Source organism: Xanthomonas sp. NCPPB 2250 (assembly GCF_056725265.1).
In genome coordinates this window covers 3,487,870-3,504,472 of record NZ_CM161520.1, presented here as the reverse complement: position 1 = coordinate 3,504,472, position 16,603 = coordinate 3,487,870, and the positions used below count along the sequence as shown (strand labels likewise).

At 70.0% G+C, this 16,603-nt stretch carries 16 protein-coding genes and 1 pseudogene; 9 read left to right on the top strand and 8 right to left on the bottom strand.

Features of this window, described 5'->3' with window-relative positions; genetic code table 11:
- Window positions 1-63: 63 nt before the first annotated feature.
- From AC1PMG_RS13965 to AC1PMG_RS13945, 5 genes are all read right to left on the bottom strand, one after another.
- Window positions 64-660: a DUF1439 domain-containing protein gene (locus AC1PMG_RS13965; protein WP_481109285.1), complete on the bottom strand. Its 597-nt coding sequence runs from the start codon at window positions 658-660 to the stop codon at window positions 64-66.
- Between the two features lie 89 nt (window positions 661-749).
- Window positions 750-1,052, bottom strand: coding sequence for a DUF3861 family protein (locus tag AC1PMG_RS13960; protein WP_481109284.1), 303 nt, complete (start codon window positions 1,050-1,052; stop codon window positions 750-752).
- 94 nt (window positions 1,053-1,146) lie between these two features.
- On the bottom strand, window positions 1,147-1,713 hold the full coding sequence (locus AC1PMG_RS13955; protein ID WP_481109283.1) for a M23 family metallopeptidase: 567 nt from the start codon (window positions 1,711-1,713) through the stop codon (window positions 1,147-1,149).
- A 4-nt stretch (window positions 1,714-1,717) separates the two neighbouring features.
- A complete protein-coding gene (locus AC1PMG_RS13950; RefSeq protein WP_481109282.1) occupies window positions 1,718-2,422 on the bottom strand; it encodes a tellurite resistance TerB family protein in 705 nt (234 codons plus the stop codon).
- A gap of 143 nt (window positions 2,423-2,565) precedes the next feature.
- A complete protein-coding gene (locus AC1PMG_RS13945; protein ID WP_026143706.1) occupies window positions 2,566-2,964 on the bottom strand; it encodes an HU family DNA-binding protein in 399 nt (132 codons plus the stop codon).
- Between the two features lie 289 nt (window positions 2,965-3,253).
- Here AC1PMG_RS13945 and AC1PMG_RS13940 point away from each other — a divergent pair, with 289 nt between their 5' ends.
- Together AC1PMG_RS13940 and AC1PMG_RS13935 are read left to right on the top strand one after the other, a co-directional pair.
- Window positions 3,254-3,685 carry an OsmC family protein gene (locus tag AC1PMG_RS13940; RefSeq protein WP_017910837.1) on the top strand — a complete coding sequence of 144 codons (432 nt, stop codon included), beginning with the start codon at window positions 3,254-3,256 and terminating at the stop codon, window positions 3,683-3,685.
- 233 nt (window positions 3,686-3,918) lie between these two features.
- Entirely contained in the window at window positions 3,919-4,521 is a 603-nt protein-coding gene (locus tag AC1PMG_RS13935) for a glycine zipper 2TM domain-containing protein (protein ID WP_481109281.1), read from the top strand.
- Window positions 4,522-4,617: 96 nt separating this feature from the next.
- Here the strand turns inward: AC1PMG_RS13935 and AC1PMG_RS13930 are convergent, their stop codons facing one another.
- Window positions 4,618-5,496: a PhzF family phenazine biosynthesis protein gene (locus AC1PMG_RS13930; protein ID WP_481109280.1), complete on the bottom strand. Its 879-nt coding sequence runs from the start codon at window positions 5,494-5,496 to the stop codon at window positions 4,618-4,620.
- A 166-nt stretch (window positions 5,497-5,662) separates the two neighbouring features.
- Window positions 5,663-5,905: pseudogene (locus AC1PMG_RS13925) on the bottom strand (PhzF family phenazine biosynthesis protein); the annotation flags it as partial.
- Between the two features lie 80 nt (window positions 5,906-5,985).
- Here AC1PMG_RS13925 and AC1PMG_RS13920 point away from each other — a divergent pair.
- The 5 genes from AC1PMG_RS13920 to AC1PMG_RS13900 all read left to right on the top strand — a co-directional run bounded on the left by AC1PMG_RS13920 (window position 5,986) and on the right by AC1PMG_RS13900 (window position 12,811).
- A complete protein-coding gene (locus AC1PMG_RS13920; RefSeq protein ID WP_481109279.1) occupies window positions 5,986-8,595 on the top strand; it encodes a bifunctional aspartate kinase/diaminopimelate decarboxylase in 2,610 nt (869 codons plus the stop codon).
- Window positions 8,579-9,031: a hypothetical protein gene (locus AC1PMG_RS13915; RefSeq protein ID WP_481109278.1), complete on the top strand. Its 453-nt coding sequence runs from the start codon at window positions 8,579-8,581 to the stop codon at window positions 9,029-9,031. The genes AC1PMG_RS13920 and AC1PMG_RS13915 overlap by 17 nt, the downstream gene beginning before the upstream one ends.
- The gene (gene murL / locus AC1PMG_RS13910; protein ID WP_481109277.1) at window positions 9,028-10,383 is read left to right on the top strand and encodes a UDP-N-acetyl-alpha-D-muramoyl-L-alanyl-L-glutamate epimerase; all 1,356 of its coding nucleotides are present in this window, start codon (window positions 9,028-9,030) and stop codon (window positions 10,381-10,383) included. The genes AC1PMG_RS13915 and murL overlap by 4 nt, the downstream gene beginning before the upstream one ends.
- Window positions 10,364-11,800, top strand: coding sequence for a UDP-N-acetylmuramoyl-L-alanine--D-glutamate ligase (murD, locus tag AC1PMG_RS13905; protein ID WP_481109276.1), 1,437 nt, complete (start codon window positions 10,364-10,366; stop codon window positions 11,798-11,800). Before murL ends, murD begins: the two co-directional genes overlap by 20 nt.
- A gap of 207 nt (window positions 11,801-12,007) precedes the next feature.
- Complete coding sequence (locus AC1PMG_RS13900; protein WP_481109275.1) at window positions 12,008-12,811, top strand: dienelactone hydrolase family protein; 804 nt, start codon at window positions 12,008-12,010, stop codon at window positions 12,809-12,811.
- 200 nt (window positions 12,812-13,011) lie between these two features.
- Here the strand turns inward: AC1PMG_RS13900 and AC1PMG_RS13895 are convergent, their stop codons facing one another.
- On the bottom strand, window positions 13,012-14,010 hold the full coding sequence (locus tag AC1PMG_RS13895; RefSeq protein ID WP_342073732.1) for a polyprenyl synthetase family protein: 999 nt from the start codon (window positions 14,008-14,010) through the stop codon (window positions 13,012-13,014).
- A 282-nt stretch (window positions 14,011-14,292) separates the two neighbouring features.
- Between AC1PMG_RS13895 and AC1PMG_RS13890 the strand changes: the two genes are divergently transcribed.
- Window positions 14,293-14,817, top strand: coding sequence for a single-stranded DNA-binding protein (locus AC1PMG_RS13890; protein ID WP_010341990.1), 525 nt, complete (start codon window positions 14,293-14,295; stop codon window positions 14,815-14,817).
- A gap of 865 nt (window positions 14,818-15,682) precedes the next feature.
- Entirely contained in the window at window positions 15,683-16,579 is an 897-nt protein-coding gene (locus tag AC1PMG_RS13885) for a hydroxypyruvate isomerase family protein (RefSeq protein ID WP_481109274.1), read from the top strand.
- The last annotated feature ends 24 nt before the right edge of the window (window positions 16,580-16,603 follow it).

Sequence of the window (16,603 nt, the reverse complement as noted above, 5' to 3'; positions counted from 1 at the left end):
AGGCCGCCGTTCCTGTGTGCGCTGCTGGTGGCGGCTGCCGCCGCACCCTGGCCGTCGCGTGGGTTACTGCGCGGGAAGCATGCCCGCCGGCACCAGCTTGCCGATGTCCTGGTTGAAACGCACCACCAGCGCACCATTCTCCACGCCGGCCGACTGGATCTGCACGTCGCCCAGCATCGCGGTCAGGCGCGGGTCGAGCTTGTAGATCGGCTCCTTGCGCGCGTAGTCCTCCAGCCAGGCATTGAGCAGCTCGCGCGTATTGGCGTCGAGCTTGCCGCCGTTGGCGGCCGGGCGGAAATCGTCGATGGTCGGGGACTGCAGGTGGAAGCTCTGGCTCTGCTGGTCGTAGCGCAACGCGCTGGTCAGCAGGACCTGGCCCAGTGGCGTCGCCGCGCCGCCGCCGGTGGCCATGCTCAGGTCGAACTGCATCTTCAGGCGGTCGCCCGGCGGCAGGCTCAATTTCGGGTCGCGGACGGTCATCTTGATCAGCCCGCCCAGCGCCTTGTGCGTCTGCGGGAAGCTGCCGTCCAGGTAATGCTGCACGTCGGCGGCGCCGACGCTGACCTGGTGGCCCTGGATGGACGGCTCGGCCTGGGCCTGGCTAGCGGTGGCGAGCAGCAGCAGCGCCGCTGCGCGCAGGGTGAACTGGCGGAAGGTCATCGAGCGGGCCCTGGCAACGAAGAAGGTTTCACGATAACCGTGGGCGGTGAATGCGCGATTAGCGAAATCGCGGCGTCCGTGCGTGGCGCTTACGCCGCCGGCGCAGGCGCCAGCCGTGCCAGCAGGGCGTCCAGCGCCGGCTGCAGCGGCGCCAGCAACGCGTGCGCCTCGCTGTCGCTGCGCTCGCCCAGGCTGCGCAGCAACTGCGTACCGACGATCAGCGCGGCGCGCTCGTCGCCGCGCAGTCCGGGCTGGCGCTGTGCCGCCTCGAGCAGGCGCATCCAGTCCTGCCGGCAGCGGGCCTCCAGTTCGATGGTGCAGCGGCCCTGGCAGGGCAGGCCGTCGTCCTGGATCGGGGTGACGGTGACGCGGTAGCGTTGGGAAGCGGTCATGGCAGTGGCGCACGCGGGGTGTGCGTCCAAGATAGGCGCGGCCGGCCGCCGCCACGAGCCTGGCGCCCGCGACGCTCTGTTCCAGTGCATCCGTTCAGCGTGCCGCGCGCAGCAGCGGCAACGGATCGTAGGCACCGCCCTCGGCGTACACCCCGTAGTGCAGATGCGGCGGCGTGCCGCGTGCGTTGCCGCTGTCGCCCACCGTGCCGAGCGGGTCGCCGGGCTGCACCAGGTCGCCGACCTGCAGCCCCGGCGCCCATGTTTCGAGGTGCGCGTAGTAATGACGCTGCCGGGCCGGGCCGAGTACCCAGACCTGGCGGCCGCCGAGGCCGCGGTCGGCGATGGCGACGACGATGCCGCGCGTCGCCGCCACCACCGGCGTGCCGCGCGTGGCGAAGATGTCCACGCCGGCATGCTGGCGGTCGCGCCCGCGCGGCGCGCCGAAGGTGGCGGCGACGCGCCGCGGATCCACGCCTTCGACCGGCATGTGCAGGGCGGTCGGCGCCGGCGCGCGCGCCAACTCCCAGCCGACGCGCAGGCGCTGCGCCCACGGATGCCGCCAGGCCCAGACGGCGGCGAGCGCCAGCGCAGCCAGCAACGCCGCGCGCAGCAGGTCGCGGCGAAGGCATTGCGCTGGCGAAGGCGTGGTCGCCGCGGCCATGTGCTCAGTCCGCGTGCAGGGCGGCCGCCTGTTGCTGCAGGCGCTGTTTCAGGGCGTCGTCGATGCCGAGCTGCCGCGCCAGTTCGTCCAGGTAGCTGCGCTCCATGAAGCCCTGCTCGTCGGCGGCGAGCAGGCTGGCCAGGTACATTTCCGCGGCCATCTCTGGACTGGTCGACGCGCGCGCCACCTCGGCCGGATCCAGCGGCTTTTCCAGCTCCGCATGCAGCCACTGCTGCACGTCGGCATCGTTGCCGTGGAGGCGGGCGAACTCGCCTTCGATCAGGCGGCGCTCGTGTTCGTCCAGATGGCCATCGGCCTTGGCCGCGCCGACCAGCGCGCGCAGCACCGCCTGGCTGTGCTGCTCGACGTCCAGCGGCGGCAGCCGGTCCAGCGTCTGCGGTTCGGGTGCGGCGGCGCCCAGCTGCTGGCGGCGGTAGTCGCCATAGGCGCGATAGGCCATCAGCCCCAGCGCGGCCAGACCGCCGTAGGTCGCCAGCTTGCGGGTGGTGCGGTGCTTGCCGAGCAGCAGGCCGAGTGCGCCGCCGCTGAGGGCTCCCTTGCCGAAGTCGGCGTTGAGCAGGCCGCCCAGGCCGCCGGCGCTGGCGTGCGCCGGTGCGGTGGGAGCGGCGGTGCCGGTCTTGCCCATGGCCTGGCCGGCGGCGCCCTGCGCCGATTGCAGCAGTTGGTCGAGAAAGCCCTGTAGTTTCATGCAGGTGATCCTGTCGAAGGGAATCACCGGTATAGCGGCCGTCGCCTTAGCGGGCCGTCAACCCAGGTGCGCAGCAGACACAAAAAAAACGAGACGGCAGGGGCCGTCTCGTCGGTGTGCTTGCCTGGATCAGGCGACGCTGCTCAGAGCGCGGCGTCCTTGAGCTTCTTCAGCGGGCGCACCTTGAGCTTGGTGGTGGCCGGCTTGGCGGCGAACCACTGCTCTTCCTTGGTGAACGGGTTGATGCCCTTGCGCTTCGGCTTGGCCGGCACGCTGACGGCGGTGATCTTCAGCAGGCCCGGCAGGGTGAACGAGCCGGCACCCTTCTTGCTGACCGAACCGGCCACGGCGTGCTCCAGCGAGGCCATCACGGCGCGCACGTCCTTGGCGATCACGCCGCTGGTTTCGGCGATGTGGGCGACGAGCGCGGACTTGCTCAGCACGTCCTTGATCGGCTTGGGAGCGGCCGGCTTGGCGGCAGCCTTGGTCGCTACCTTCTTCACTGCCTTCTTCGGGGCAGCCTTTTTTGCGGTCTTTGCCATGATGTCCTGATTCCGTATTTGGTGGTTTGGGTCGCGCCGACCCCGTCGGCATGGCGAAATGTAGGGCATGTGCTACGCCGCGCCAATAGGCCGGAAGCAAAAAAACGCGAATATTCGCCGCGACCGACGCCTTTTTTGCCGAGGACGGCGCCGATGCCGGCACATCCGCGGCGATGCGCCAGGGCATTTTCGCTGCCGCGCGCGGCAGCCGCCGCCTTCGCGCAGAAGCACAAGCCCGTAACGCCGCCTCCCCTATGGTCCGCGCTCCACTCACCGACAGGAGCCTCGCATGGGCATTTCGCGTCACGCCACCGCGCATTGGGAAGGCGATCTCAAGACCGGCCAGGGCCGGTTGAACACGCCGCAGAGCGGCCTGCTGGAGAACACCCGCTATGCGTTCAACAGCCGCTTCGGCGACGAGAAGGGCACCAATCCGGAAGAACTGATCGCCGCCGCGCACGCCGGCTGCTTCACCATGGCGCTGTCGGCCAAGCTCACCGAAGCCGGCTTCCCGCCGACCGCGCTGGACACCCGCGCCGATGTCGACCTGTCGATGGAAGGCGGCCCCCAGCTCTCGCAGATCCGCTTGAAGGTCAAGGCCGTGGTGCCCAACATCGACGCCGCGCGCTTTCGCGAAGTGGCCGACGACGCCAAGCAGAATTGCCCGGTGTCCAAGGCGCTGAGCGCGGTGCCGATCAGCCTGGAAGCGGAATTGGGCTGAGGAATCCCCGGCGCGGCCCGGCGGCATGCCGGGCCGCGCGCGTGCGGCGCACCTGCGGCGCCGCCGATGGCAGGCCAGGATGCGTTGCGCCGCTGCGCGGGCCCGCATGGCGTGATCGACCGCTAGCTGTCGCGCCACTAAATGTGCTCGCCACAGCGGTCCCTATTCAGTCTGGTTTCACCGCGTCGGATCGAGCATGCAGTCGCGCGATCCACGCGCTTGGAACCATCGCCATGAACAAGCTCTCGACCCGTCTGTTGACCGCTGCGCTCGCTGTCGGCGTCATCGGCTCCGCCGCCGCGCAGGATTACGGTTACACCCGCTACGACGACTACCGCGACCGTGGCTACGCGTCCGGCACCTACGAATATGCGCGCGTGGTGCGCGCCGATCCGATCATGGTGCAGGTCAACGGCCCGCGCGAGACCACCGAGCGCTGTTACGACCGTCCGGCCTCGGGCAGCTACGCCAGCGACTACGGCTACCGCGGTACCGATGGCGGCCGCACCGCCTCGTCGGTGGTCGGCGGCATCGCCGGCGCCGTGCTGGGCAGCCGCGTTGGCGGCGGCAATGGCCGCTTCGTCGGCACCGCCGTCGGCACCATGCTCGGCAGCCTGGCCGGCCGCTCGATCTACGACACCAATACCCGCGGCTACGGCGGCTACGGTGGCGGCGTGGTCCGCGAATGCGACCCGGTGTCGTATCGGACCGAACGCTACGACCGCGTCGACGGCTACGACGTGACCTACGAATACGGCGGTCGCTACTACCACACCCGCACCGCCTCGCCTCCGGGCGATCGCATCCGCGTCCGCGTCGACGTCCTGCCCGACTGACGTATTGCCCGACTAAAACAAAGGGCGCCTCCTTGCGAGGCGCCCTTTGTTTTTGCGCGTCCATTTACACTTGTAGTGCCGGGCGGCGGCCGGCGATCAGGGCCAGTCGATGCGGCCTTCGATCACCGTCTGCACCTGTCCGCCCGACCACACTTCGCCGGCCTCGTCGACGCACAGCGTCAGCAGCGCATCGTGGCCGACTTCGCGGCCCTGGCTGGCGACGTAGCGGCCGCCGTGGCCGGGCAGGGCCTTGCTGTGATCCAGCCATGCCGCCAGCACCGCATTGGCCGCGCCGGAGGCCGCATCCTCGAAGCGCCGGCCGTTGCCGACGAAGGCGCGCACGGCCACTGCATAGGCCGGGCCGCTGGCGCGCGCGTAGGCGAACACGCCCATGCTGGCAGTGCTTTCGGCCAGGGTGGCGATCGCATCCCAGTCCGGCGCCAGCGCGCGCAGCGCGGCTTCGTCGGCCACTTCGACCAGCCACCAGCAGCGGCCGCCGTCCATGCGCACCGGCGGCAGCGCGCCCAGCGTCCAGCCGCTCAGCGCCGCCTGCAGCCTTGCATCCGCGGCATCGGCGATTTCGGCCACCTGCGCGCGCGGGGTACGGATGGCGATGCTGCGCACTCCGGCATCCACGTCGACCCGCAGCGGCAGCAGGCCGGCGATGCCGTCCTGGGTCAGGACGCCGTCGCGCGGGCTGGCGATGCCCGCTTCCAGCGCGACATGCGCGGTGCCGACGCTGGGATGGCCGGCGAACGGGACTTCCTTCTGCGGGCTGAACATGCGCAGGCCGTAGCTGGCATCCGGCCGCGTCGGCGCGAACACGAAGGTGGTTTCCGGCAGGCGCGTCCAGCGCGCGATGGCCTGCATCGTGGCGGCGTCCAAGCCATCGGCATCGAGCACGACGGCCAACGGATTGCCGTTGCCGGCGCGGGCGGAGAAGACATCGACCTGGAAGAAGCGGCGTGCGGCCATGAGGGGAAACTCCGGACTGCGGTGGGGGAGGCCGGAGCTTACCAAGCGATCTTGCCAGCGATCACCGCTTGCACCAGGCCGCCGCTCCACACCTCTTCGCCATCGACCTGGAGTTCGACGCGGCCGTCGCGCTCGGGTTCGCGTCCCTGGCTGGCGACGTCGCGCCCGCCGCCCAGGCGGCGCCGACGCTGGGGTGGCCTGCGAATCGCAGTTCGCCCTTGGGATGAAGATGCGGATACGCTAGTCCGCGCCCGCCTCCGGCGGCAGGAACAACACCGTCTCCGACAGGTTCAGCCACGCCGCCAGGCGCTGCATGCGCGGCGCGTCCAGGTCGGTGGCATCGCGCACCACGCCCTGGCCCCGGGCTGGCGGAAAAGACGTCCAGCTTCGGGTAGCGGCGCTCGCTCATCGGTGCTCGGTTGGCAGTAGAATCGGGGGTTCCGCCCGCGCATGCAGGCGTTTTCCCCACATTCCAGACACCCCCACTCCATGTCAGCTTCCTCTCCTGTCGATCGCTGGATCGTCCTCAAGTTCGGCGGCACTTCGGTGTCGCGTCGTCATCGCTGGGACACGATTGGGACGCTGGCGAAAAAACGCGCGGAGGAGACCGGCGCGCGGGTGCTGGTGGTGGTGTCGGCCTTGTCCGGAGTCACCAACGAACTGACCGCAATCGCCGACGGCAGCGCCGACAGCGCGCAGCGCGTGGCCGCGCTGGAGCAGCGCCACCGCGAGTTCCTGGCCGAACTGGAACTGGATGCCGAGGCGGTGCTGGGCGAACGCCTGGCGGCATTGCGCGGCCTGCTCGCCGATCCGCGCGCCGCCGAGCGCACCCTGGACTGGCAGGCCGAGGTGCTGGGGCAGGGCGAACTGCTGTCCTCGACCCTGGGCGCGGCCTACCTGCGCGCCAACGGCCTGGACATGGGCTGGATGGACGCGCGGCAGTGGCTGGACGCGCTGCCGCCGCAGCCGAACCAGAGCGCCTGGTCGCGGCGGCTGTCGGTGTCGTGCCAGTGGCAGTCGGATCCGGCCTGGCGCGCGCGCTTCGTCGCCCAGCCCACGCGCATGCTGATCACCCAGGGCTTCATCGCCCGGCACGAAGACGGCGGTACCGCCATCCTCGGCCGCGGCGGTTCGGACACCTCGGCCGCGTACTTCGGCGCGCTGCTCGGCGCCAGCCGGGTGGAGATCTGGACAGACGTGCCGGGCATGTTCAGCGCCAATCCGCGCGAGGTGCCGGATGCGCGCCTGCTGACCCGCCTGGACTACTACGAGGCGCAGGAAATCGCCACCACCGGCGCCAAGGTGCTGCACCCGCGCTCGATCAAGCCGTGCCGCGACGGCGGCGTGCCGATGGCGATCCTGGACACCGAGCGCCCGGAGCTGCCCGGCACCAGCATCGACGGCAACGCCCGCACCGTGCCCGGGGTCAAGGCGATCAGCCGCCGCAACGGCATCGTGCTGGTGTCGATGGAAGGCATCGGCATGTGGCAGCAGGTCGGCTTCCTGGCCGACGTGTTCGCGCTGTTCAAGAAGCACGGGCTGTCGGTGGACCTGATCGGCTCGGCCGAGACCAACGTCACCGTGTCGCTGGACCCGAGCGAGAATCTGGTCAACACCGACGTGCTGGCGGCGCTGTCGGCCGACCTCGCGGAGATCTGCCGGGTCAAGATCATCGTGCCGTGCGCGGCGATCACCCTGGTCGGGCGCGGCATGCGCTCGCTGCTGCACAAGCTCTCGGACGTGTGGGCCACGTTCGGCAAGGAGCGCGTGCACATGATCTCGCAGTCGTCCAACGACCTGAACCTGACCTTCGTCATCGACGAGACCGATGCCGATGGGTTGCTGCCGATCCTGCACGCCGAGCTGATCGACAGCGGCGCGATGCCGGTGGAAGAAACCGAGGTGTTCGGCCCGCGCTGGCGCGAGATCGCCGGCACGGTGCGGCCGCGGCCGGTGCCGTGGTGGCAGGGCGAGCGCGCGCATCTGCTGCGCCTGGCCGAGGCCGGCACGCCGCGCTACATCTATCACCTGCCGACCCTGCGCGAACGCGCGCGCGCGCTCAAGGCGATCGCCGCGGTGGACCAGCGCTACTACGCGATCAAGGCCAACGCGCATCCGGCGATCCTGCAGACGCTGGTCGAGGAAGGCTTCGGTTTGGAGTGCGTCTCGCACGGCGAGCTGCGCCGGGTGTTCGAGATCGTGCCGGAGCTGTCGCCGCGGCGTGTGCTATTCACCCCCAGCTTCGCGCCGAAGGCCGAGTACGAAGCCGCGTTCGCGCTGGGCGTGACCGTGACCGTGGACAACGTCGAGGCGCTGCAGCGCTGGCCGGAGCTGTTCCGCGGCCGCAGCCTGTGGCTGCGCATCGACCTGGGCCATGGCGACGGCCACCACGAGAAGGTCAACACCGGCGGCAAGGCCTCCAAGTTCGGCCTGTCGGCGACCCGCGTCGACGAGTTCGTCGAGGCCGCGCGCGCGCTGGACATCCGCATCGTCGGCCTGCATGCGCACCTGGGCAGCGGCGTGGAGACGGCACAGCACTGGCGGCGCATGTGCGACGAACTGGCCGGCTTCGCGCGGCGCATCGGCAGCGTCGAGGTCATCGACATCGGCGGCGGCCTGCCGATCCCGTACAGCGCCGACGACGAACCGTTCGACCTGGACACCTTCGCGCAGGGCCTGGCCGAGGCCAAGGCCGTGCATCCGGCGTTCCGCCTGGCGATCGAACCGGGCCGCTACCTGGTGGCCGAGTGCGGCGTGCTGCTGGCCCGCGCCACCCAGGTGATCGAGAAGGACGGGATCCGCCGGGTCGGCCTGGATGCCGGCATGAACACCCTGATCCGCCCGGCGCTGTACGACGCCTGGCACGACGTGGCGAATCTGAGCCGGCTCGAGCAGCCGGCCGAGACCGTGTTCGACGTGGTCGGGCCGATCTGCGAATCCAGCGACGTGTTCGGCAAGCGCCGGCGCCTGCCGGCGGGCACCGCGCCGGACGACGTGATGCTGATCGCCGATACCGGCGCCTACGGCTACAGCATGGCCAGCACCTACAACCAGCGCGAGTTGCCCCGCGAGGAGGCGATCGATGGGCACGCAGACTGAGTTCGTCGCGGGCAGCGCCGCGGCCGGCGCCGTGGCGATGGCCGCCGCCACGGCGCTGGATCAGTCCGGCACCGCGCTGCCGTGGACCGACAGCCTCAAGTGGGCCTTGCCGGCGCTGGCCGCCGCTGCCGCCGGCGCGTGGTTGGCATTGCGCTGGACGCGTCGCAGGCCCGCTGCCAGCGCCGGCGCGCTGGCCGTGCGCACCTTGCTGCTGACGGCGCTGGCCTACCTGCCGGCGCTGGCGCTATATGTGCTGGTGGCGCTGCTGGCGTCCACCGCGTCGGCGCCGACCGGACTGCCATGGCAACTGCTGCTGATGGCCTTCGTGTTCGGCTGCCTGCCGCTGCTGTGGGCCGCCTTGCCGTTTTCGATGCTCGAATTTCTTCTGTGCCGCCGCTACCTGCGGCACACCCGTGTGCTTGCAGGACGTCCATGACCGCTTTCGACAAACAGCAGATCGCCACCTTCCGCTTCGTGCGCTGCGGCTTCGATGCCGACAGCGGCGTGGCGCGCCTGGTCTATGCGTTCGACGACGGCCCGGAACTGGTGGAAACCATCACCGTGCCCGGCGCGCCGTTCGCGCTCGACCCGGCGCGCGCGCAGGCGGCGCAGCGCGCCCTGCGCCTGCTGCACCTGATCGCCGGCGTCAGCTACTACAAGGCGGCGGTGCCGCCGCGCATCGTCATCGACGACTACGCCATCGATGCCGAGACCGTCGCGCTGCTGGACAGCGTGTACCTGCATGGCCTGGGCGAGTTCGCCTATCGCAACGGCCTGGACCTGCGCGGGCGCATCCGCTTCCCGGCCGCGGACGCCGAGGCGGCCGACGCCACGGCGCTGGGGCTGCGCGACCAAGCGCTGGTGGCGATCGGCGGCGGCAAGGATTCGCTGGTCAGCATCGAGGCCCTGCGCGCGGCCGGCGTGGCGCAGACGGTGACCTGGATCGGCGGCTCGCAGCTGATCCGCGCCTGCGCTGAGCGCACCGGGCTGCCGACCTTGAACATCGGCCGCACGCTGGCGCCGGAGCTGTTCGAGCTGAACCGGCAGGGCGCGTGGAACGGCCACATCCCGGTGACTGCAGTGAACTCGGCGATCCTGGTGTTCGCCGCGGTGCTGCACGACGCCGGCCAGGTGGTGTTCTCCAACGAACATTCGGCCAGCTACGGCAGCCAGATCGCCGGCACCGGCGAGGTCAACCACCAGTGGTCCAAGGGCTGGGCCTTCGAGCAGGCGTTCGGCACGCAGGTGCAGCGCTACGTGGCCGCGGACCTGCGTTACTACTCGCTGCTGCGCCCGCTGTCGGAACTGGCGGTGGCGCGGCAGTTCGCCAAGAGCGACCACTACGACGCGCATTTCTCCAGTTGCAACCGCAATTTCCACATCCTCGGCGAGCGCCCGGCGCACCGCTGGTGCGGGGTCTGCCCGAAGTGCCATTTCGTGTTCCTGGCGTTGGCGCCGTTCATGCCGAAGACGCGGCTGGTGCGGATCTTCGGCCGCAACCTGCTCGACGATGCCGGCCAGGCCGGCGGTTTCGACGCGTTGCTGGAGTTCCAGGACCACAAGCCGTTCGAGTGCGTCGGCGAAGGCCGCGAGTCGCGGGCGGCGATGGCGGCGTTGGCGGCGCGCGCGGAATGGAAGGAGGACGCGCTGGTGGCGCGGTTCATTCGCGAGATCCAGCCGCAGCTCGACCCCGCCGACCTGCGCGTGGAGCCGCTGCTGGAACTGGACGCGCAACACCGCATCCCGGCCGACCTGTGGGAACGCGTGCGTGCGAATTTCGCAGCTTGAGGCGCAGCGCGTCGCGCTGTGGGGGTGGGGGCGGGAGGGTCGCGCGGCCTACCGCGCGCTGCGCAATAGCCGGGGCCCGGGGCCCGGGACCCGGGACCCGGCGTCCGCGCCGCTGACCCTGTTCTGCACGACGGCCGAAGCCGAGGAGGTCGCAACGCTTGGCGATCCGGCGCTGCACGTGGAAACCGAGGCCAGCGCCGAGCGCCTGGCCGCGTTCGATGTCGTGATCAAGTCGCCCGGGATCAGCCCGTACCGGCCCGAGGCGCAGGCTGCCGCGGCGCGTGGTACGCGTTTCGTCGGCGGCACTGCGCTGTGGTTCGCCGAATACGCTGGCGTCGACGGCGTGGTGCCCGGCAGCGTCTGCGTCACCGGCACCAAGGGCAAGAGCACCACCACCGCGCTGCTGGCGCACCTGCTGCGCGCCGGCGGCCATCGCACCGGTCTGGTCGGCAACATCGGCGTGCCGCTGCTGGAAGTGCTGGCGCCGCTGCCGCCGCCGCAGTATTGGGCAATCGAACTGTCCAGCTACCAGACCGGCGATGTCGCCCGCAGCGGCGCGCGGCCGCAGCTGGCGCTGGTGCTGAACCTGTTTCCCGAGCATCTGGACTGGCACGGCAGCCAGGCGCGCTACATCGCCGACAAGCTCGAGCTGGTCACCCATGCGCGGCCGCGCATCGCCCTGCTCAACGCCGCCGATCCGCAACTGGCCGCCCTGCAACTGCCCGACAGCGAGGTGCGCTGGTTCAACCGCGAGGACGGCTGGCACATGCGCGGCGAGGTGGTCTACCGCGGCGACGCCGCGGTGTACGACAGCGCGCAGGCGCCGCTGCCGGGCCGGCACAACCGCGGCAACCTGTGCGCGGTGCTGGCCGCGATCGAGGCGCTGGGCCTGGATGCGGCGGCGCTGGCGCCGGCGGCCGATCGCTTCCGGCCGCTGCCGAACCGGCTGCAGACCCTGGGCACGCGCGATGGCGTGACCTATGTGAACGACTCGATCAGCACCACCCCGCATGCCAGCCTCGCGGCGCTGGAGTGCTTCCGCGGGCGGCGCATCGCGCTGCTGGTCGGCGGCCACGACCGCGGCCTGGACTGGCAGGACTTCGCCGACCACATGCGCGAGGGTGGTGCACCGCTGGAGATCGTCACCATGGGCGCCAACGGCCCGCGCATCCACGCGCTGCTGGCGCCGCTGGCCGCCGACGCCGGCTTCGGCCTGCACGCCGCGGCCGACCTGGCGGAGGCGGTGGCGCTGGCCCGTGCGGCGCTGGGCGAGCAGGGCGGCGTGGTGCTGCTGTCGCCAGGCGCGCCCAGCTTCGGCGCCTACCGCGACTACGTGGCGCGCGGGCGCCATTTCGCCGCACTGGCCGGGTTCGACCCGGATGCGATCAGCGCCATTCCGGGGCTGGGTATCGCCTGAGCCCTCGGCGCGGCGTCGGCGTACGCGGTCGCTGATGTCGCTGTCGTCATGGGGGCTGCGGAAAGAGCACGTCCGGAAGCATTCGCCGGGCCGCCGTGCGGCGGCGCTGTGCGCCTTGTCGCATCGCCATCGCCGGCCGCCGTCGCCCTCACCTCGACGTGCACGGCACGCTCTAGACTGCCGCCTGGTTTCCACGGGAGAAGGGCGATGCGCACACGATCGATGCTGCGGTGGACCGGTCTGCTCGGGCTGGCCTTGGCACTGCCGCTGCAGGCCTGGGCGGCGATGCAGGCCAAGCCGGTGGAGTGGAGGGTCGGCAAGGACACCTTCAGCGGCGTGCTGGTCTACGACGATGCCGAGCACGACAGGCGCCCCGGCCTGGTGATGGTGCCGAACTGGCGCGGCGTCAACGACTCCGCGGTGGAGAAGGCCAAGCGCCTGGCCGGCGACGACTACGTGGTGCTGGTGGCCGATGTCTACGGCAAGGGCAAGCGACCGGCCAACGATACCGAGGCCGGACAATTCGCCGGCGCCTTGAAGAAGGATCCGGCCACGCTGCGCGCGCGGGCGTTGGCGGCGGTGGCGGCGCTGAAGGCGCAGGCCGGCAAGGCGCCGCTGGATCCGGCCCGGATCGGCGCGGTCGGCTTCTGCTTCGGCGGCACCACGGTGCTGGAACTGGTCCGCGCCGGTGCGCCGCTCGCCGGCGTCGTGAGCCTGCATGGTGGCCTGGCCACCGCGGCGCCGGCGGCCGCAGGCAGTGCCAAGGCACCGGTGCTGGTGCTCAATGGCGCCGACGACAAGAGCGTGAGCCGCGACGATATCGTCGCCTTCGAGCAGGAGATGAATGGCGCCGGCGCCGACTGGCAGTTCGTCAACTTCAGCAGTGCCGTGCACTGTTTTGCCGAAGCCGACGCCAACAGCCCGCCGGGCTGCCAGTACAACCCGCGTGCGGCCAAGCGCGCCTACCGGATGCTCGAGGATTTCTTCGAGGAGCGCTTCGGGCGGGAGTAGGGCGGTGCCTTCGGGATTCGGGAGGTGCCTCGCGCTGCGCGCTTGGCGGGATTGGGGATTGGTAAAAGCGGTCAGTCGGCGCCGCCTGACTGACCGGTTGGTGTGGCGAGCCCGCGGCGCTTCAGGCGTCAGCCAAGCCGCCGTTGCGAATCCCTAATCCCGACTCCCCAATCCCAATCCGGCGCGCGCAGCGCGCCGGATCAATGCTTCCGCGAAACCGCGTAGCGGGCCAATCCTCGCAGCGCGGCCACGGCTTCGTTCTCCGGCAGGCCGTCCAGGGCGCGCTCGGCGGCGGCGGCGTAGTCGGCGGCGCGGCGGCGGCTGTAGTCGATGCCGCCGCTGGCCTCGATCGCGGCCAGCACCTCGGGCATCGCGCTGGCGTCGCCCTGTTCGACGATCTGGCGCAGGCGCGCGCGGGTGGCGGCGTCGGCATGCGCCATCGCGTGGATCAGCGGCAGCGTGGCCTTGCCCTCGGCCAGGTCGTCGCCCAGATTCTTGCCCAGGTCGGCGGCGTCGGCGGTGTAGTCGAGCACGTCGTCGGCGATCTGGAACGCATAGCCCAGCTGCATGCCGTAGTCGTACAGGCGCTCCTGCACCGCCTCGCTGGCACCGGAGGCCAGCGCGCCAAGCCGGGTGCCGGCGGCGAACAGCACCGCGGTCTTGCGCTCGATCACGCGCAGGTAGGCGGCCTCGTCGGTATCGGGGTTGTGCACGTGCAGCAGCTGCAGCACCTCGCCCTCGGCGATGCGGTTGGTGGTGTCGGCGAGCAGGCGCATCACCGCCATGCTGTCCAGCTCCACCATCAGCTGGAAACTGCGCGAATACAGGAAGTCGCCGACCAGCACGCTGGGCGCGTTGCCCCACAGCGCATTGGCGGTGCTGCGGCCGCGGCGCAGGTCCGATTCGTCCACCACGTCGTCGTGCAGCAGCGTCGAGGTATGGATGAATTCGATGATCGCCGCCAACTGGTGCTGCATCGGCCCGCCGGCGCCGCAGGCGCGGCCGGCCAGCACCACCAGCATCGGCCGCAGGCGCTTGCCGCCGGCGGAGACGATGTGGTCGGCGATCTGGTTGATCAGCACGACGTCCGAGGCCAGGCGGCGGCGGATCAGGGCGTCCACCTCGGCCATGTCCGGCGCGGCGAGCATCTGGATCTGGGGCAGGCCCAGGGCGGAACTGGGGGATTCGGCGATGCTCATGCGGACAGGACTGGAAACGTGCGCAAAGTATAGGCTGCGCAGCCACATCCGTCCCGCGGCGGGGGCGGGGTGGGGCTGGAGGGCTTGCCACGCCTGGGTTTGCAACGCCCGGCCGGAGGCGTGCCGGCAGGATTCCGACAGCCCAATGCGGCGTTTTCCGGGGTGCCCGTGGGCGCCTGGCGCAGGCCGGTCCGGCCCGGCGATGTTAGGATTGCTCCCCGAAATCTTCTTTACCGCTCTGCGCGCCCCCCGGCCCGCGGAGACCCCAGACGGAAGCAGCTCATGGCCCGCGGCATCAACAAAGTCATCCTCGTCGGCAACCTCGGCAACGATCCCGACACCAAGTACACCCAGGCCGGCATGGCCATCACCCGCATCAGCCTGGCCACCACCAGCGTGCGCAAGGACCGCGACGGCAACCAGCAGGAACGCACCGAGTGGCACCGCGTGGTGTTTTTCGGAAAGCTCGGTGAGATCGCCGGCGAGTACCTGCGCAAGGGCAGCTCGGTCTACGTCGAAGGCTCGATCCGCTACGACAAGTACACCGGCCAGGACGGCGTGGAGAAGTACTCCACCGACATCGTCGCCGACGAGATGCAGATGCTCGGCGGCCGCGGCGAGGGCGGTGGCGGCGGCATGGGCGGCGGCGACCGTCCGCAGCGCTCGGCACCGCCGCGCCAGGAGCGCTCCGGCATGGGCGGTGGCGGCGGTGGCGGCGGGCAGGATTACGCGCCGCGTCGCCAGCAGCCGGCGCCGCAGCAGTCGGCGCCGATGGACGATTTCGCGGACGACGATATCCCGTTCTGATTTTTCGTCGTTCGTGCGATGCAAATAGACCCCGGTAAGCCATTGTGCTTGCCGGGGTTTTCTGTTCTTGCGAGGCGTTTCCCTTTCGGCGCGAGTTTGTCCGGTCCTTCAACGCAGGCGACGCGAAAACCAGATGGTGTCGGTCGAGCGGGTGATCATCGGCATCGTCCTTCTCGAAACTTGGGGAATTGGGCCGAAGCGTGCGTGCAAGCAGCGAGTGCCTCGCTGTTCTCGCCTTCGCTGCAATGGATTTATTGCCGAGCGTGACTTCGCGCGCAGCCGCCACACCAACACCTTGGCGTGGCTGTTCGTGCCGAGTCCATGCGGTCATGTCGCTCACGGATGGCCGGCCCGACCGGATCGGATCAAGCATCGTAGGAGCGGCTTCAGCCGCGACAGGCTTTCATAGGAAAGCCTGTCGCGGCTGAAGCCGCTCCTACAAAAAGCGCATTGGCGCCGCTTGCTGCGACAGCACGATTCGCGCCCCGTGAATGCGCGTGTCAGCATGGCGGAGAGGCCCTGAACGCCCAGCCGAACCCGCCATCCCGGCCACCTGCAGGCAGGTTGATGTCCTAGTCCAAGGAGACGTCGCGGTTTCACCGGCTTCTCGCCATGCGTCGCCTGCGTCGCCATGGCCACGGCGATGCCGGCCTGCTTTTTGCTGTCCACCCGCGCGTCTCCCTCGGTGCACCGCCCGACATTCCGTCACCGTCATGTGGCGGTCGACGCCACAGGCATTGTGCCCTGCAGCATGGGTTTTCTTGCACTGCGTCTTGCAAAAGCGCAATTCACTCCTCTATGGTTCAATCGATTGAATCGCTGCGATTCGTCAGCGTTTGACACCGGTTGGGAGGCCGGAAGGTGGATGTCTATCCATTCGATCGGACCGGCGCCGGCCTCGGGCTTCACGAGGCGCGACGCGCTGCGCATGGCGGTCGCCGGGAGCCTTGGCCTTGGTGCGATGGGCATGCTGCCAGCGCTTGCGGCGGCCACGCCGCTCAAGGGCAACCTGAAGCAGTCCGTCGCCCGCTGGACGTTTCCGCAGCTGTCGACCGCCCAGCTATGCCAGGTGGTGAAGGGGATGGGGTTCGCCGCCATCGATCTGGTGGGTCCGGCGGATTGGCCCACGCTGAAGGCGCATGGTGTTTACAGCGCGATGTGCAATGGCGCGGAACTCGGCCTGGACAAGGGCTTTGCCGGCAGCCAGTTCCACGATGCGCTGGTCGAGCGCTACACGCGTCACATCGACCTGGTGGCCGATGCCGGCTATCGCAACCTCATCTGTTTTTCCGGCAACCGGAATGGCATGGATCCCCAGGAGGGCATGGCCCACGCCGAAGTCGGACTCAAGCGCATCCTCGGCCATGCCGAGAAGCGCGGGGTCGTGCTGGTGATGGAGTTGCTGAACTCCAAGGTCGATCACCCCGACTACCTGTGCGACCACTCCGCCTGGGGCGTGGAGCTGTGCCGGCGGATCGGCTCGGACCATTTCGGCCTGCTGTACGACATCTACCACATGCAGATCATGGAGGGCGACATCATCGCCACCATCGGCAAGCATCACGCGTGCTTCAAGCACTACCACACCGCCGGCGTCCCGGGCCGGCACGAGGTCGGGGACGATCAGGAGCTCCACTATCCCGCCATCTGTCGCGCGATCCGCGATACCGGTTTCGACGGCTATCTGGCGCAGGAATTCGTTCCCACCGCGCCGGATCCCGTCGGCTCGCTGCGCGAGGCGATCCGCCTCTGCGACGTCTGAAACGCTATCCACCGAGGTGAAGTA

Coding starts and splice junctions, on each gene's coding strand:
- AC1PMG_RS13940 (WP_017910837.1), top strand. CDS start 3,254: ATGGGCATTTCGCGTCACGCCACCGCGCATTGGGAAGGCGATCTCAAG.
- AC1PMG_RS13965 (WP_481109285.1), bottom strand. CDS start 660: ATGACCTTCCGCCAGTTCACCCTGCGCGCAGCGGCGCTGCTGCTGCTC.
- AC1PMG_RS13890 (WP_010341990.1), top strand. CDS start 14,293: ATGGCCCGCGGCATCAACAAAGTCATCCTCGTCGGCAACCTCGGCAAC.
- AC1PMG_RS13920 (WP_481109279.1), top strand. CDS start 5,986: ATGTCAGCTTCCTCTCCTGTCGATCGCTGGATCGTCCTCAAGTTCGGC.
- AC1PMG_RS13935 (WP_481109281.1), top strand. CDS start 3,919: ATGAACAAGCTCTCGACCCGTCTGTTGACCGCTGCGCTCGCTGTCGGC.
- AC1PMG_RS13895 (WP_342073732.1), bottom strand. CDS start 14,010: ATGAGCATCGCCGAATCCCCCAGTTCCGCCCTGGGCCTGCCCCAGATC.
- AC1PMG_RS13885 (WP_481109274.1), top strand. CDS start 15,683: ATGTCTATCCATTCGATCGGACCGGCGCCGGCCTCGGGCTTCACGAGG.
- AC1PMG_RS13900 (WP_481109275.1), top strand. CDS start 12,008: ATGCGCACACGATCGATGCTGCGGTGGACCGGTCTGCTCGGGCTGGCC.
- AC1PMG_RS13955 (WP_481109283.1), bottom strand. CDS start 1,713: ATGGCCGCGGCGACCACGCCTTCGCCAGCGCAATGCCTTCGCCGCGAC.
- AC1PMG_RS13950 (WP_481109282.1), bottom strand. CDS start 2,422: ATGAAACTACAGGGCTTTCTCGACCAACTGCTGCAATCGGCGCAGGGC.
- AC1PMG_RS13960 (WP_481109284.1), bottom strand. CDS start 1,052: ATGACCGCTTCCCAACGCTACCGCGTCACCGTCACCCCGATCCAGGAC.
- murL (WP_481109277.1), top strand. CDS start 9,028: ATGACCGCTTTCGACAAACAGCAGATCGCCACCTTCCGCTTCGTGCGC.
- AC1PMG_RS13915 (WP_481109278.1), top strand. CDS start 8,579: ATGGGCACGCAGACTGAGTTCGTCGCGGGCAGCGCCGCGGCCGGCGCC.
- AC1PMG_RS13945 (WP_026143706.1), bottom strand. CDS start 2,964: ATGGCAAAGACCGCAAAAAAGGCTGCCCCGAAGAAGGCAGTGAAGAAG.
- AC1PMG_RS13930 (WP_481109280.1), bottom strand. CDS start 5,496: ATGGCCGCACGCCGCTTCTTCCAGGTCGATGTCTTCTCCGCCCGCGCC.